Raw genomic sequence first — 14,254 nt, 5'->3', positions numbered from 1 at the left:
CCCACATTTGGTTTTCGCAGCCTGGGGGAGTGGGTATCAGGCCAGTTCGGTGGCGGTGTTCTTGACCACCGCGAGCTCCGGATGCGCCACCAGCTTATCGATGTGCAACTCGTCATTGTTCAACCAGATCTCGGTCAGCACCCGATAATGCTCCATATCCCGGCAGCGCATACGCAGGCTGTAGTCGAACGGCCCGCTGATCAACTGGCATTCGAACACCTGCGGGCAGGCTTTGACGCAGGCTTCGAAGGCCTTTTGCGCCGAGCGCCCGCTCTGGTTGGACAAGGCCACCAGCACCAGCAGCGACAGCCCTGGTGAGACCATCTGCACATCGATGATCGCCCCATACCCACGGATCACCCCGCGTCGCTCCAACTTGCGCACCCGCTCCAGGCATGGCCTGGGGGTCAGGTGCACCAGCGACGAGAGTTTTTCATAGGTGATGCGCCCCTGGTGCCTGAGCACGTCGATGATCGCCTCGTCGATGCGATCCAGCGCAGGGGAGGAGTGGGGTCCGTTGGCCTTGGTATCCATGAGTTCACTTCAAACGGTTGGAAAGAAATTGCTGCAAGCGTTCGCTGTTGGGGTGGTCGAGGATCTCGGCGCCGCCGTGTTCCTCGACCCGGCCCTGATGCAGGAACAGCACTTGGCTGGACACCTGGCGGGCAAAGCCCATTTCGTGGGTGACCATCAACATGGTACGGCCTTCCTCGGCCAACGTCTGTATGACTTTGAGCACTTCGCCTACAAGTTCCGGGTCGAGGGCTGAGGTCGGTTCGTCGAACAGGATAATCTCCGGCTCCATCGCCAATGCCCGCGCAATCGCCACGCGTTGCTGCTGGCCACCCGAGAGGAACGCCGGGTATTGATCCGCCACGCGGCCTGGCAAGCCGACTTTGTCCAGGTACAGGCGCGCACGTTTTTCCGCCTCGGTGGCGCTCACATTCAGCACCCGGCGCGGGGCCATGGTGATGTTTTCCAGCACCGTCATGTGACTCCACAGGTTGAAGTGCTGGAACACCATGGCCAGGCGCGTGCGCAGGTTTTGCAGTTGTGCCTGGTGCGGCGCGCGGGAGCCGGCACGGCCTCGCTGCATTTCGATGCTGATGCCGTCCAGGGTGATGACGCCTGCGTCCGGCTGTTCAAGAAAGTTGATGCAACGCAGCATGGTGCTTTTGCCCGAGCCGCTGGCGCCGATCAGACTGATCACATCGCCTTGACGGGCATTGAGGGACACACCTTTGAGCACTTCGTGTTCGCCGTAGCGTTTATGAATGCCTTCGACTTGAAGCTTGATGGCGGCGGTTGCAGTTTCGACAACCGGTACATCCACCGGATAAGCGGCCAGGGCCTGCGCGGACTGATTCATGGGTTAGCCTCGGGTAGGAACAAGAAAACGCATCCAGCGACGTTCGGCCAGCCGAAACAGGCCCACCAGTGCAAAGGACAGCAACATGTAGAGCAGGGCAGCGATACCAAACGCCTGAAAGGTCAGGAAGGTTTCGGCATTCGCATCGCGGGCTACCTTGAGGATGTCGGCAACGGTGGCGGTAAACGCCAGTGACGTGGCGTGCAGCATCAGGATCATTTCATTGCTGTAGGCCGGTAATGCGCGGCGCAATGCGGCGGGTACCACCACGAACAGATTCAGGCGCCAGCCGTGCAGGCCATAGGCGCGTGCCGCTTCGATTTCGCCGTGGGGAATATTGCGGATCGCCCCGGCGAAGATTTCCACGGTGTAGGCACAGGTGTTGAGCACAAACGCCAACAAGGTGCAGTTCAGCGCATTGCGGAAAAACTGGTTGAGCAGGGCGTTGTCCTGCACCACCTCCAGGCTGTACAGCCCGGTGTAGCAGATCAACAGTTGGATATACAGCGGCGTGCCACGGAACAGATAGGTGTAGACCTCCACCGGCCAGCGCAGCCAGAAATGCTGCGAAACCCGCGCTAGCGCCAGGGGGATCGACAGGCAAAAACCGAGCACCACCGAGATGATGAACAGCCACAAGGTCATGGCGACGCCGGACAAGCCGCTGCCATCGCTGAACAGGTAGGCCAGGCCGTATTGCTGGAACAGTTCTATCATCGCGCCATCCCCTTGATGCCCAGGTTATAGCGCCGTTCGAGGCGCTTGAAGATGCGGTTGGAGAGGGTAGTGATCAGCAGGTACACCAGGCCCGCGAGGATCAGGAAGTACAGTGGCTCGCTGGTGGACTTGCCGGCGTTTTGCGCGGCCTTGACCAGGTCTGACAGGCCGATGATCGACACCAGCGCCGTGGACTTGAGCAGCACCAGCCAGTTATTGCCCAGGCCCGGCAGGGCAAAACGCATCAGTTGTGGGAACAGCACCAGGTGGAAGCGCTGCCAGCGGCTCAGGCCATAAGCCGTCGCGGCTTCCAACTGGCCCACCGGTACGCTGAGGATCGCGCCACGGAAGTTCTCGGTGAAATACGCGCCGTAGATAAATCCCAGGGTGACCACCCCGGCGGTGAACGGGTCGATTTCAAAGTAGTCCCAGCCGAACACTTCAGTCAGGTCGTTGAGCCACAGTTGCAGGCTGTAGAAGATCAGCAGGATCAACACCAGGTCCGGCACGCTGCGGATCAGTGTGGTGTAGAGGGTGGCCGGTACGCGCAGCCATCTGGCGCTGGAAAGTTTTGCGCCCGCGGCGACCAGGCCCAGAGTGAGGCTCAGGGCCAGGGCGAGGAAGGCCAGCTTGAGCGTCATCCAGGCACCCTGGGCCAGCATTGGGCCGTAGCCTTGCAGGTTGAGGAGTTCGTTCATGGGAAGGAGATCTCTTTATATGTAGGAGCGAGCTTGCTCGCGAAAAACTCAAGGGCGCCGCGTTCATGCTGGCTTAACGCGTTATCGTTGACGCTTTTCGCGAGCAAGCTCGCTCCTACAGGGGCGCGGACATCACTCGTTGTAGATATCTTGATCGCCGAAGTATTTCTTCTGGATCTGCGCGTAGGTGCCATCGGCCTGGACGGCGGCGATGCCTTTGTTGATCAGCTCACGCAGTGCCTGGTCGTTCTTGCGCAGGCCCATGGCGATGTCCAGCGGCAGGGTCGGGTCCTTGAAGGCCGGGCCGGTCTTGAAGTCGGCGCCTTCGGGCTTGGACAGGAAGTTGAGCTGGGCTTCGAGTTTGTCGGTCAGGGTGGCGTCGAGGCGCCCGTTTTGCAGGTCGGCGTAGTTCTGCTCTTGAGACTGGTACGCCTTGATCTGCGCGCCCAGCCTGGCCAGGTGCGCTCGGGCGTAGGCTTCCTGCAGCGAGCCTTGCAGCACGCCGACCTGCTTGCCCTTGAGCGATTCCGGGGTATCGCCGAAGTCGGCGCCTTTGCGCGTGATCACCGAGGTGGGGCTGAGGAACAGGCGATCGGTAAAGTCGATGACTTTTTCGCGAGCGGGGGTCACGGCCATGGAGGACATGATGGCGTCGAACTTGCGCGCACGCAGGGCCGGGATCATGCCGTCGAATTCATTGTGCACCCAGGTGCATTTCACTTCGAGCCTGGCGCAGATCGCGTTGCCCAGTTCAATATCGAAGCCTTGCAGGCTGCCGTCGGCGGCCACGGATTCGAAGGGTGGGTATTCGGGGAACACGCCGAAACGGATTTCTTTCCAGTCCTGGGCGTGGGCGGCGGTGGCGCACAGAGGCAACAGCAACGCAGCGAAGAGTGATCGCAGTGGAGTCATGTGGAGGTCCCTATATTTTGTAATTGATGTCAGGGCAGTGAATAACTGGGAGCAGAGAATGCTTCATGATGGTGCGTTTTTTGTGTCGTTTACCCCCTGCACAAAGCGCAAATTGCGCTGTTAAAACCAACAATGCAGCGCAATCGGCTGTTGCACCCGCTGAATCGGCTTTTAACCCAGCGAGGTCCGGCCTGCCCTCGACGCAAAGCGGCAGGCCAGAGCGGTCTCAGGCGCGCTTTTTGTGCTGTGCGACCGGTTGCCGGGCCAGGCGGGCAAACAGGTCTTTGGGGTCAGCCAGGTCGGGTACCAGTTCCAGCTCGCTGCCCACGTCCAACGCCGTGGCGACGTCCAGTACATAGCGCAGGGCCGAGTAGTCTTCGATGGCAAAACCCACCGAGTCGAACAGAGTGATCTGGCGCGCATTCTCGCGGCCGGGCTGCTGGCCGTTGATCACTTGCCACAACTCGGTCACCGGCGAATCCTCAGGCATGTGCTGGATCTCACCTTCGATGCGGCTTTGCGGTTCGTATTCCACGATCACCCGGGCGCGTTCGACGATGCGCCGGTCCAGCTCGGTCTTGCCCGGGCAATCGCCACCCACGGCATTGAGGTGCATACCCGGTTCGATCATCTCGTCGGTGAGGATGGTTGCATAAGCCTTGTCGGCGGTGACGGTGGTGACGATATCCGCGCCTTTGACCGCCTCGGCCACGCTGTCAGCGAGGATCACCTTGATCGCCGGAAACGCCTTGAGGTTGGCGGCGAGTTTGGCGGTGGCCTTGGCGTCGATATCGAACAGGCGAATTTCGTTAATGCCAAGCATGGCGTGGAAGGCCAGGGCCTGGAATTCGCTTTGGCAGCCGTTGCCGATCAACGCCATGCTGCGGCTGTTGTCGCGCGCCAGGTAGCGGGCGACCAGGGCCGAGGTGGCAGCGGTGCGGATGGCGGTAGTCAGGGTCATTTCCGCCAGCAGCACGGGTTTGCCGGTATCCACATCGCCCAAGGCGCCAAAGGCCATCACGGTCAACATACCGGCCAGAGTGTTTTTCGGGTGGCCGTTGACGTATTTGAACGCGTACAGCGAGGCGTCCGAGACGGGCATCAACTCGATCACGCCATCCAGTGAATGGTTGGCCAGGCGTGCGCATTTCTCGAAGTCCTGCCAGCGCAGGTAGTCGGCACGGATGTACTCGGCCATCTCGGTGATGCAGGTTTGCACACCTTTTTGCGAAACCAGGTAGCTGAGGTCGTTGACGTCGATATAACGGGTCATGGCAAGACTCCTTATTGAAATGAGGGGCGGATCGGCAGATGCACTTCGGCCAACATGCAACGGGCACTGCCGCCGCCGATGCGTTCGATGTTGTCGATATTCACCACCACTGGTCGCGTATGGCGCTCCACCTGCTGGCGCTGCGCCGGTTGCAACGCGCGCCAGGCGCTGGCGGACATCACCAGCAGCGGTTGGCCGTCACGGTCGTGGACTTCGAGCATGTTGCCGGCGAAGGCTTCCAACTGGTCGAAGTCGAGGGCGAGGATGTCCTTGCCGGTGTCGCGCAGTGAGCGTTCCAGGGCCAGGCGCTCGCGCTCGTCGGGCAGGGCTTGCAGGCACACCACTGCGAGGTCGCGACCGACGCTCATCATCACGTTGCTGTGGTAGATCGGCGCGTGGTGGCGGTCCAGGGCGTGGAACACGCAGAGTTTGTAGTCCAGACGTTCGGCAAACTGGCGCAGCGCCGCGTGATGGGTGCGCCCGGAGTGGCAGGCGTAGCTGATGCGGTGCTGGCGGTCGAGCACCATACTGCCGGTGCCTTCGAGGAAGATGTCCTGTTGTTCCAGGTGGCTGAGGTCGATGGTGGTGTTGATCGCAAAGCGCTGCTCCAGAACTTGCAGCACGCCCTTGTTGCGCTCCAGTCGTCGGTTCTGGCCTTGCATGGGATAGAGCACCAGGCTGCCGTCGGCGTGGCTGCTCCACCAATTATTGGGAAAGATCGAGTCCGGGGTGTGAGGGGCCGGAGTGTCCTGCACCACCAGCACCTCCACGCCGTGACTGCGCAGGGTGTCGACATAGCCGTCGAATTCTTCCAGCGCTTTGTGCTGTGCACTGAGCGGGTCCGGCGGCGGGCGTTGAAAACGGTTGTTGATCGCGGTATCCGGGTTGAAGGCAAAACGCGCCGGGCGAATCATCAGGACGGTGTTGGTGGTTTGCATGGGGGCACGGGTCCATGGGGGATCTTGTGAAGCTATTTTGTGCCATAGGGTGGGAGGATCCCGGCTGAAACAGCGGGGCGGCTCAGCCGGGAAAGCTGAAAAGGTGGATAAGGCAGCTGAATCGGCTGCCGGATTGAAATGTGCTCACATGTAGGGGGGCAACCTGCTCAATAGCCGTTACCTGTCACGCCACCATAATGATCTTCGACACCAACTCCACCACGGTCTTGGCCTGCAATTTCTTCATCAACCGCGCCCGGTGCACTTCCACCGTGCGGTGGGAAATCGCCAGGCGCAGGGCGATTTCCTTGGACTTGAAACCATTGACGATGTGCATGGCGATTTCCCGCTCCCGCGGTGTGAGGTCGCCGGTGCCCTGATGCAGGCGATCCAGGCGTTCGAAGTGCCAGATCATCAGCTTGAACGGGTCTTTGGGGGTGAGGGTGTAGCCGTGGGACTTGGCCCAGAACACTTCGCCATTATGGTGCTGCATGAAGCGCTCATCGGAATAAAAGCCGTTGTCGCTGTCGAGCAGCCAGTCATGGCTGCGCTTGCCGATGGCATGGTAGTCGGCCTGGGACGGGTAGATCAGCAGGGTTAACTGATTGACCAGCGCCTGGCGCGTATAGCCGAACAGCTTCAGGAAGGCATCGTTGCAGTCGAGTATTACCCGGTCGCTGGTGACGATCTGCGGGGCTGGGGACAGCTTGAACGCCAGGCGTTCGAGGTCGGGAAATTGCTGTGCAAGCGCGTTCATGGGGCATCCTGCCTCGTTGTTCAATGCCCTGGCGCGCTACTTACCCATGTAAGTAGTTACACGAATTGGCGCGGGACCAGGGGGGGGTCATTGTAAGTAAAGTCCGGATCAAGAACAGAAGAAATTGATTATGCCTGCTGATTGCGTCTCCATTGTTGCCGCTGGTCACTCCCGCTTTGGTCGCCTGGAAGGCACCACGCTGGAAGACCTGATCGTCCAGGTTACCCGTGAAGCCCTGAGCGACGCTGCGATTGATGCGTCGCAAATCGACGCGCTGTTCCTGGGGCATTTCAACTCGGGGCTGGTGCCCGACGGCTTTGCCGCCTCGTTGCTGTTGCAGGCCGACCCCGGGCTGCGCTTCAAACCTGCCACCCGCTGCGAAAACGCCTGCGCTTCGGGTTCGGCGGCGATTCAGGCGGGAGTCAACGCGATTCTCTCCGGCAGCGCCGAGTTGGTGCTGGTGGTGGGCGCCGAAAAGATGACCCACACCAGCACCGCCGCGGTCACCCAAGCGCTGGCCGGCGCCGGCTATCAGAACGACCCGGCCGAAGCCGGCCTGAGTTTCCCGCAATTGTTCGGCCGCGCCGCCCGGCAATACGCCGAGCGCTATCACTGCCCGCTGGGCTCGATGGCCGCCATCGCCACCAAGAATCACTCCAACGCCATGGCCAACCCGCTGGCGCAGATGCATCGGGAGATGAATTTCGAGCACTGCAACAATGTGTCCCAAAGCAACCCGTTCGTGGCCGACTCCCTGCGCCTGACGGACTGCTCGCTGATCAGCGACGGCGCCGCCGCGATTATTCTGGCGTCACCCAAACGTGCGCGGGCGTTTCGTCGCGAGGTGCAGATCCGGGCGATGACCCAGGTCAATGACACCTTGCCCATCGCCCAGCGCGACATCCTCGCCTTTGAAGGCCCGCAACGAGCGATCCATGCGGCGCTGCGCGCAGCGAATGTGACCCTGGCAGACCTGAGCTTCGCCGAGGTGCACGACTGTTTCACCATTGCCGAGCTGCTGATCTACGAAGCCATGGGCCTGGCGCCCAAAGGCGAAGGGCATCGCGTGCTCGACAGCGGCGTGGTGCGCGCCGGCGGGCGCTTGCCGGTCAACCTTTCCGGCGGGCTCAAGGCCAAGGGGCATCCGGTCGGTGCAACGGGGGTGTCCATGCATGCCTTGGCGTTCCGGCAATTGACCGGCGAACCGATTGGCCTGGCGGTGCCCAACCCGGAGTTCGGCCTGGTGTTCAACATGGGCGGCATGGCGGTGGCCAACTACGCATCGGTCCTGCAGGCACGCCGGAGCTGAGCCATGAACATTGCCAACTGGCTGCACGACACCCAGCGTCGGGCCCCGCAACGCCCGGCGCTGTTCAACGGCACCACCCAAGTGGCCGACTACGCCACCTTCGCCGCCCACGTGCGCCAACGCGCCGCGCACCTGGTGGACCAGCACGGCCTGGTGCCGGGGGACGCGGTGGCGCTGCTGATGAAAAACAGCTGCGACTACCTGGAGTTGCTCTACGCCATCTGGTGGATGGGCGCCGTGGCAGTGCCGATCAATGCCAAACTGCATCCCAGCGAAGCGGCGTGGATTGCCGATAACGCCGAGGCACGCTTGATCTTTACCGATGGCGGCCGGGTGTTCTCATCGCGGGATTTGCCCCCGCGCTGCAAGGAGCTGGACGGCCACCTCTTACCTCCCAACACTGGCTGGCCGACCCTGGAACAACCGGTGCCACGCCACGACCAGGACCTCGCCTGGCTGTTCTATACCTCCGGCACGACAGGGCGCTCCAAGGGCGTGATGCTGTCCCACGGCAACCTGGTCGCCATGTCGCTGTGCTACGCCACAGATGTCGATGCGGTCAGCACCGACGATGCGGCAGTGTATGCCGCGCCGATGTCCCACGGTGCTGGCCTGTATAACTTCATCCATGTGCGCTGCGGCGCACGCCACGTGGTGCCGGCCTCCCATGGCTTCGACGCCGCCGAGCTGTTCGGGCTGGCCGAGCAGGTGGGCAATGTGTCGCTGTTTGCCGCGCCGACCATGGTCAAGTGCATGGTCGAGCAGGCACGGCGCCAGGATTATCACGGCGCTGGCATCAAGACCATCGTGTATGGCGGCGGCCCGATGTACCTGGCCGATCTGCGTGAAGCCGCCGACACCTTCGGGCCGCGCCTGGTGCAGATCTACGGTCAGGGCGAGAGCCCCATGACCATCAGCGTGTTGCCCCGTGCAGTGATTGCCGATCGCCAACGCCCCGACTGGGCCAGCCTGGCCGCTTCGGTGGGCCACGCGCAGTCCTGTGTGGAAATCCGTATTCTCGATACTGCGCACCAGCCTTTGCCCACCGGCGAGCGCGGCGAAATCGCGGTGCGTGGCGCCACCGTGATGCAAGGCTACTGGCGCAACCCGCAGGCCACTGGCCAAACCTTGGTGGACGGCTGGCTGCTGACCGGTGATATCGGCTATCTCGACGCGGCCGGCTATCTGACCCTGACGGATCGCTCCAAGGACGTGATCATCAGCGGCGGCAGCAACGTCTACCCGCGTGAAGTCGAGGAAGTACTGGCCCAGCATCCGCAGGTGTTTGAGGTGTGCGTGGTGGGCGAGCCGGACGCTCAGTGGGGCGAGTCGGTGGTGGCATTTGTGGTGACGCGCAGCGGCCAGCCCCTGGATGAGGGCGAACTCACCGCCTGGTTCCTGGCGCGCATGGCCTCGTTCAAGAAACCGAAAAAATATGTGTGGCGCAGCGACTTGCCCAAGAACAGCTACGGCAAGATTCTCAAGACCGACTTGCGGCAGTGGTTGAAAGCAGCGAGTATCGCCGCGCTTTGACATGGATCGATAATCAGACAAGGAGTCCCCACGATGGGCAATCCCGCACAAGACACTGTCCGCAAGCGCCGCCGAGCGTTTCTGGGCGCCACCTCGGGCCACTTGATCGAGTGGTACGACTACGGCGTCTATGGGTTTCTCGCGGTCTATATCGGCCAGGCGTTCTTCGTCTCCGATGACCCCACCACCAGCCTGCTGGCCAGCTTCGCCGCGTTTGCCCTGAGCTTCTTTATCCGCCCTCTGGGTGGGCTGTTCTTCGGCCCGCTGGCAGACAAGATCGGCCGGCGCAAAACCCTGATCATGGCGCTGGTGATGATGACCGGTTCCACGGTGATGCTGGGGTTGTTGCCGACCTACGCCAGCCTGGGCATCGCCGCGCCGATCCTGCTGATCCTGGTGCGCTGCGTGCAGGGCTTCTCGGCGGGCGGCGAAATCGGCACGGTCACCAGCTTTATCTCCGAATACGCCGGGCCCGGTCGCCGCGGCTTCGCCACCTGCTGGTTGATGGTCACCGCTGTGCTCGGCCTGTTGCTGGGCGGCGCCGTGGCCAATGGCATGACCTGGGTGCTGGGCGCCGAGGTCATGCAGGAATGGGCCTGGCGCGTACCGTTCCTGATCGCTGCGCCCCTGGGCTTTATCTCCATGTACATCCGCCTCAAGCTTGAAGACAGCCCCGAGTTTTTAGCCCTGCAACGCGCCGGGCAAACCTCGCGGGCGCCGCTGCGGGAGGTCTGGCAGTGGAAGCGCGCGATTGCCCTGGTGTTCTTTATCATCACCTTGCACAGCTCGATCTTCTACCTGGTGCTGACCTTCGCCTCGACCTACATGGCCAAGATCCTCAAGTTCGACAGCGGCACCACCTTGCTCTACGTGTTCGTTGCCAGTTTCTCGGCCGCCTTCGTGATGCCGTTTGGCGGGGCATTTACCGATAAATACGGGCGCAAGCCGTTCCTGATGGTGATCGGCACGCTGGCGACCCTGGCGATGTTCTGGCTGTTCAAGTCGGCACCTACCGCGACCCCGGCGTCGTTCTTCGCACCGTTGATGGCGGTGGCGATTCTGTTCGGGCTGTATGCGTCGTCGACCTACGCGTTGATGAGTGAGCTGCTGCCGACGCGGATTCGCTCCACCGGGATTGCAGTGGCATACAACGTGCCGGTGGCGGTGTTTGGCGGCAGTGCGCCGTTGATTTCCACCTGGTTGATCAAGGTGACCGGGGACATTACTTCGCCGTGGTACTTCTACGTGGCCACCGGGGTGGTGTCGTTGGTGGCATTGGTGGTGTTGCGCAAGGAGGATTTTGTCGCATGTGGGAGGGGGCCTGCTCCCGAAGACGGCCTCATAGCCGACGCTTATCTGACTGATGCAGCATGATCGAAAAAAGGTGGTCAGCCGTTGTTGTGATGAGAATGGGTCATTTCCAATGAATTGACCCAAGGTTTTGGCGATGAGCTATACCTTAATCGGTTCGATGCTCGCACACCGCCTTAATCAATGATCAACAAGGAAGAGACCACTATGAGCGATGTTCAACTGATCACCAGCGTATCCATTCAAAGCCTCACCGAGCTGTTGCAGGAAGCCGGGTATCGGGTCAACCAGTCTGAGCAGAACGGCGTTGTGCAATTGCTCAGCGCCAGTCAGGGCATCGGTTTTGCCGTGCGCTTTGGCAACCCGGCGGCCGAGCAGGGCAGTTATGTGGACTTTACCTACAGCTGCGCCCTGCGGGTGCAGGGTGAATTGCCCGAGGGGCTGGCTCAGGTGTGGAATGCCTCGCGGCGCTTTGCGCGGTTGTCGGTGCAGGGTGAGTTTCTGTTGATGGAGATGGACGTGGTGGTTGCCGGTGTCGGCGCTTCGCATCTGCGTAGCCAGTTGGAACTGTGGGACCGCCTGTTGCAGGAATTTATCGTCTACCTGCGCGAATACAGCCAGCAAGCCGCGCAGTTGCAGGCCCAGGCCGTAGCCGCGCCGCTCAGTGAAAGTGCATCCGCCTGATTAAATGTGGGGGGGCAAGCCCCTCCCACAGGTACATCCTTCACACTGGGGGTGCAGTAACATACCGAAAACAGAGTGAAGTGCGATGCTCGCCACCCGTTTGACCCTGATCTGCCACGCCATCACCCCCCTGCAAAAACATGGGCGTTTTCCCGACGATGAGTCCGTCTCGATGGACTGGCAAAGTGCTGCTTGCTCCCTGGCCGGACGCTACAAAAAACAGCCACGCCTGCTCTGCGGCCCCGAAGCCAGGGCCCGCCAGACAGCCGGCTTGTTCGGCGCCCACGCCGAGGTGGAAATGGCGTTGCGCGATGTTGATCTCGGTTCATGGAAAGGCCAGGACATCAGCCAACTCGATAGCCAGGAATTAAAGGCCTGGAGCGCCGACAGCACCCGCGCACCCCATGGCGGCGAGTCGGTGGATCAGCTCTGTGCGCGTGTGGGCCAATGGCTCGAATCTCTCGAAACCCACCCTGGCCATACAGTCGCCGTGACCCACCCGTTCGTGATTCGCGCCGCGATGCTCTCCGTCATGCAGTTCCCGGTCTCGATGTTCTATCGGATCGACGTCGAGCCCCTGTCGGCCACTGAGTTGCGCTTCAATGGTGTGTGGCGCCTGCGCCTGGAAACTCACGCCTGACGTGCAGATCATGGCAAAATCAACGCCCCGCACTGAGAGCACCCCATGAAACGCATCCTGATCATCGGCATTGGCGCCGGCAACCCTGACTACATCACGATGCAGGCCGTGAAGGCGCTGAACCGTACCGACGTGTTCTTCCTGATGGACAAGGGCCAGAGCAAGGACAAGCTGATCGACCTGCGCCGTGAGATCTGCCAGACCTACATCACCGAGCCCGGCTACCGTTTTGTCGAGGCCGATTGCCCTGAGCGCGTACGCGGTGACATCGACTACACCACCGCCGTGCAGGACCTTAACCGCGATAAGCAGCACACCTTCGAGCGCATGATCAACGAAGAAATGGCCGACGGTGAAGTGGGGGCGTTCCTGGCCTGGGGGGATCCTGCGCTGTACGACAGCACCATTCGTATCTTGCAGGCGATCCTGGCCAGTGGCCGGTGCGTGTTCGAGTTCGAGGTGATCCCCGGCATCACCAGCGTGCAGGCGCTGGCGGCCCAGCATAAGGTGCCGTTGAACCGTATCGGCAAGTCCGTCGAAATCACCACGGGACGTCGCCTGGCGGCGGGGCAGGCCAGTGATGCCGATACCCTGGTGGTGATGCTCGACGCAGAAGATTCCTACCGCAGCGTAGCGGATCAGGACCTGGATATTTACTGGGGCGCCTACCTGGGCACGCCTGACGAAATCCTGATCAGCGGTAAAGTGGCCCACGTGGCGCAAGAGATTGAACGGGTACGCAAGGCGGCGCGCCTGGAAAACGGCTGGATCATGGACACCTATTTGTTGCGCAAACCCTGAGGTAAATCCGATGCTCAAACAGCTTGCCCTCGCATTGGCCCTGGTGGCCGGCGCCGTTCATGCCGATACCGGCTTGCACACCGACTTGCCGTTGTCCTACCTGGAACAAACCCAGAGCGATGCGCGCAACCAGCCGCTGGTGATCTTCCTGCATGGTTTTGGCAGCAACGAGGAAGACCTGTTTGGTATCAAGGACGCGTTGCCATCCACCTGGACCTACCTGTCGGTGCGTGCGCCGCTGCCGGTGGAACTTCGCGGTTATCGTTGGTTTACCAAGACTGATGAGCCTGAGTACAACGGCGAGACCGATGAACTGTTCAGCAGCGCCCGACTGATCAGGGACTTTGTGGTCAAGGCTACCGCCAAGTACCACACCCAAAGCGATCGGGTATTCCTGGTGGGGTTCAGCCAGGGCGCGATCATGTCTTACGAGGTGGCCTTGCGTGAACCCGAGTTGGTACGCGGTATCGCCGCGCTCAGTGGCAGCGTGCTACCGGTACTCAGGTCTGCGCTGAAGCCTGATGCGTCCATGAGCAAACTGGCGATTTTTATCGGCCATGGCACCTTGGACCAGGCGCTGCCCTTCAGCTCGGCCACGCAGGCAGATAAGGTGCTGGTGGGGTTGGGGCTCAAGCCGGAGTTTCATGAATACCCGGGGATGAATCACACGATCAGCGAAGCGGAAGTGCAGGACTTGAAAGCCTGGCTAGAGAAAAGCCTGAAGTGAAATGCAGTAAAAAATGTGGGAGGGGCGGTTACTTGCCGCCCGTAATCTGCTTCACCAATGCCGCATGCCCCTTCACATCATCGGCCCGGGAAATCGCCTGGATCACCAGCAGATGGTTGCCGGAACCGCCCAGGAACGTGGAGTTCAAGGTCTTGCCGCCGCCCTGGGTGGCGCTGCTGTCAACCTGGCGCAGGCCGAGACCCTTGTAAGTGAGTTTCTTCTCGCCCAGCTTCTTGAAATCGGGCAGGGCGGCGCTCTGGTCCTTGACGAAATCGGCCACGGCACCATCGAGGAACTGCGGGTCGTTATCCTTGATGGTTGCCCCATCGTTGCGCACGGTTTCGGCGACGATCACCACACTTTTCGTTGTCGAGTTGGCATACAGCGTGCCCTGGGTATCAGCGGTGCCGTCCTCAGCCTTGCCGGAGGGCAGGGTGTCAGCGCTGTAAGCCTTGGGCAGGTTGAAGGTGAACTTGCCACCCAAGGTGGAGATTTTTTGCGTGGTTGGCTTGGCGGCAGCGAACACGCTGCCGGCGGTAAGCGCGAGGGCCAGCAGCACTGCGGTCTTGGTGAACGTGGCCATGT

At 61.4% G+C, this 14,254-nt stretch carries 16 protein-coding genes; 7 read left to right on the top strand and 9 right to left on the bottom strand.

The features are described 5' to 3' along the window. Positions 1-36: 36 nt before the first annotated feature. From QMK52_RS23460 to QMK52_RS23425, 8 genes are all read right to left on the bottom strand, one after another. Positions 37-534, bottom strand: coding sequence for an Lrp/AsnC family transcriptional regulator (locus QMK52_RS23460; protein WP_005787545.1), 498 nt, complete (start codon positions 532-534; stop codon positions 37-39). Between the two features lie 4 nt (positions 535-538). Then, on the bottom strand, positions 539-1,369 hold the full coding sequence (locus QMK52_RS23455) for an ABC transporter ATP-binding protein (RefSeq protein WP_005787547.1): 831 nt from the start codon (positions 1,367-1,369) through the stop codon (positions 539-541). Positions 1,370-1,372: 3 nt separating this feature from the next. Continuing rightward, a complete protein-coding gene (locus QMK52_RS23450) occupies positions 1,373-2,086 on the bottom strand; it encodes an ABC transporter permease (protein ID WP_005787549.1) in 714 nt (237 codons plus the stop codon). Beyond that, positions 2,083-2,784, bottom strand: coding sequence for an ABC transporter permease (locus tag QMK52_RS23445; RefSeq protein WP_005787550.1), 702 nt, complete (start codon positions 2,782-2,784; stop codon positions 2,083-2,085). The genes QMK52_RS23450 and QMK52_RS23445 overlap by 4 nt, the downstream gene beginning before the upstream one ends. 132 nt (positions 2,785-2,916) lie before the next feature. Then, positions 2,917-3,696 (bottom strand): ABC transporter substrate-binding protein, encoded by a 780-nt coding sequence (locus QMK52_RS23440; protein ID WP_194440514.1) that lies wholly within the window; start codon positions 3,694-3,696, stop codon positions 2,917-2,919. Between the two features lie 226 nt (positions 3,697-3,922). After that, positions 3,923-4,969 carry an ornithine cyclodeaminase gene (locus QMK52_RS23435; protein WP_320403498.1) on the bottom strand — a complete coding sequence of 349 codons (1,047 nt, stop codon included), beginning with the start codon at positions 4,967-4,969 and terminating at the stop codon, positions 3,923-3,925. A gap of 11 nt (positions 4,970-4,980) precedes the next feature. After that, positions 4,981-5,907, bottom strand: a complete 927-nt coding sequence (gene ctlX, locus QMK52_RS23430; RefSeq protein WP_320403497.1) for a citrulline utilization hydrolase CtlX — start codon at positions 5,905-5,907, stop codon at positions 4,981-4,983. 184 nt (positions 5,908-6,091) lie between these two features. After that, the gene (locus QMK52_RS23425; RefSeq protein WP_005787559.1) at positions 6,092-6,664 is read right to left on the bottom strand and encodes a LuxR C-terminal-related transcriptional regulator; all 573 of its coding nucleotides are present in this window, start codon (positions 6,662-6,664) and stop codon (positions 6,092-6,094) included. Positions 6,665-6,794: 130 nt separating this feature from the next. Between QMK52_RS23425 and QMK52_RS23420 the strand changes: the two genes are divergently transcribed. From QMK52_RS23420 to QMK52_RS23390, 7 genes are all read left to right on the top strand, one after another. Next, positions 6,795-7,973, top strand: coding sequence for an acetyl-CoA acetyltransferase (locus QMK52_RS23420; RefSeq protein WP_005787560.1), 1,179 nt, complete (start codon positions 6,795-6,797; stop codon positions 7,971-7,973). Between the two features lie 3 nt (positions 7,974-7,976). Further along, complete coding sequence (locus QMK52_RS23415; protein WP_320403496.1) at positions 7,977-9,506, top strand: class I adenylate-forming enzyme family protein; 1,530 nt, start codon at positions 7,977-7,979, stop codon at positions 9,504-9,506. Between the two features lie 33 nt (positions 9,507-9,539). Beyond that, positions 9,540-10,880, top strand: a complete 1,341-nt coding sequence (locus QMK52_RS23410) for an MFS transporter (protein WP_194440517.1) — start codon at positions 9,540-9,542, stop codon at positions 10,878-10,880. A gap of 144 nt (positions 10,881-11,024) precedes the next feature. Further along, the gene (locus QMK52_RS23405; protein ID WP_005787567.1) at positions 11,025-11,501 is read left to right on the top strand and encodes a YbjN domain-containing protein; all 477 of its coding nucleotides are present in this window, start codon (positions 11,025-11,027) and stop codon (positions 11,499-11,501) included. Between the two features lie 85 nt (positions 11,502-11,586). After that, positions 11,587-12,141 (top strand): histidine phosphatase family protein, encoded by a 555-nt coding sequence (locus QMK52_RS23400; protein ID WP_005787569.1) that lies wholly within the window; start codon positions 11,587-11,589, stop codon positions 12,139-12,141. Between the two features lie 45 nt (positions 12,142-12,186). Next, positions 12,187-12,942, top strand: coding sequence for a precorrin-6A synthase (deacetylating) (cobF, locus tag QMK52_RS23395; protein ID WP_005787570.1), 756 nt, complete (start codon positions 12,187-12,189; stop codon positions 12,940-12,942). A gap of 10 nt (positions 12,943-12,952) precedes the next feature. Further along, the gene (locus QMK52_RS23390) at positions 12,953-13,669 is read left to right on the top strand and encodes an alpha/beta hydrolase (RefSeq protein WP_320403495.1); all 717 of its coding nucleotides are present in this window, start codon (positions 12,953-12,955) and stop codon (positions 13,667-13,669) included. Positions 13,670-13,697: 28 nt separating this feature from the next. Here QMK52_RS23390 and QMK52_RS23385 read toward each other — a convergent pair whose 3' ends face one another. Continuing rightward, positions 13,698-14,252, bottom strand: coding sequence for a hypothetical protein (locus QMK52_RS23385; protein WP_032876365.1), 555 nt, complete (start codon positions 14,250-14,252; stop codon positions 13,698-13,700). Positions 14,253-14,254: the final 2 nt, after the last annotated feature.

Source organism: Pseudomonas sp. P9_2 (assembly GCF_034008255.1).
Classification (GTDB): domain Bacteria; phylum Pseudomonadota; class Gammaproteobacteria; order Pseudomonadales; family Pseudomonadaceae; genus Aquipseudomonas; species Aquipseudomonas synxantha_A.
Note: the sequence above shows the minus strand (reverse complement) of the source record. Positions and strands in the feature narration are given on the sequence as shown.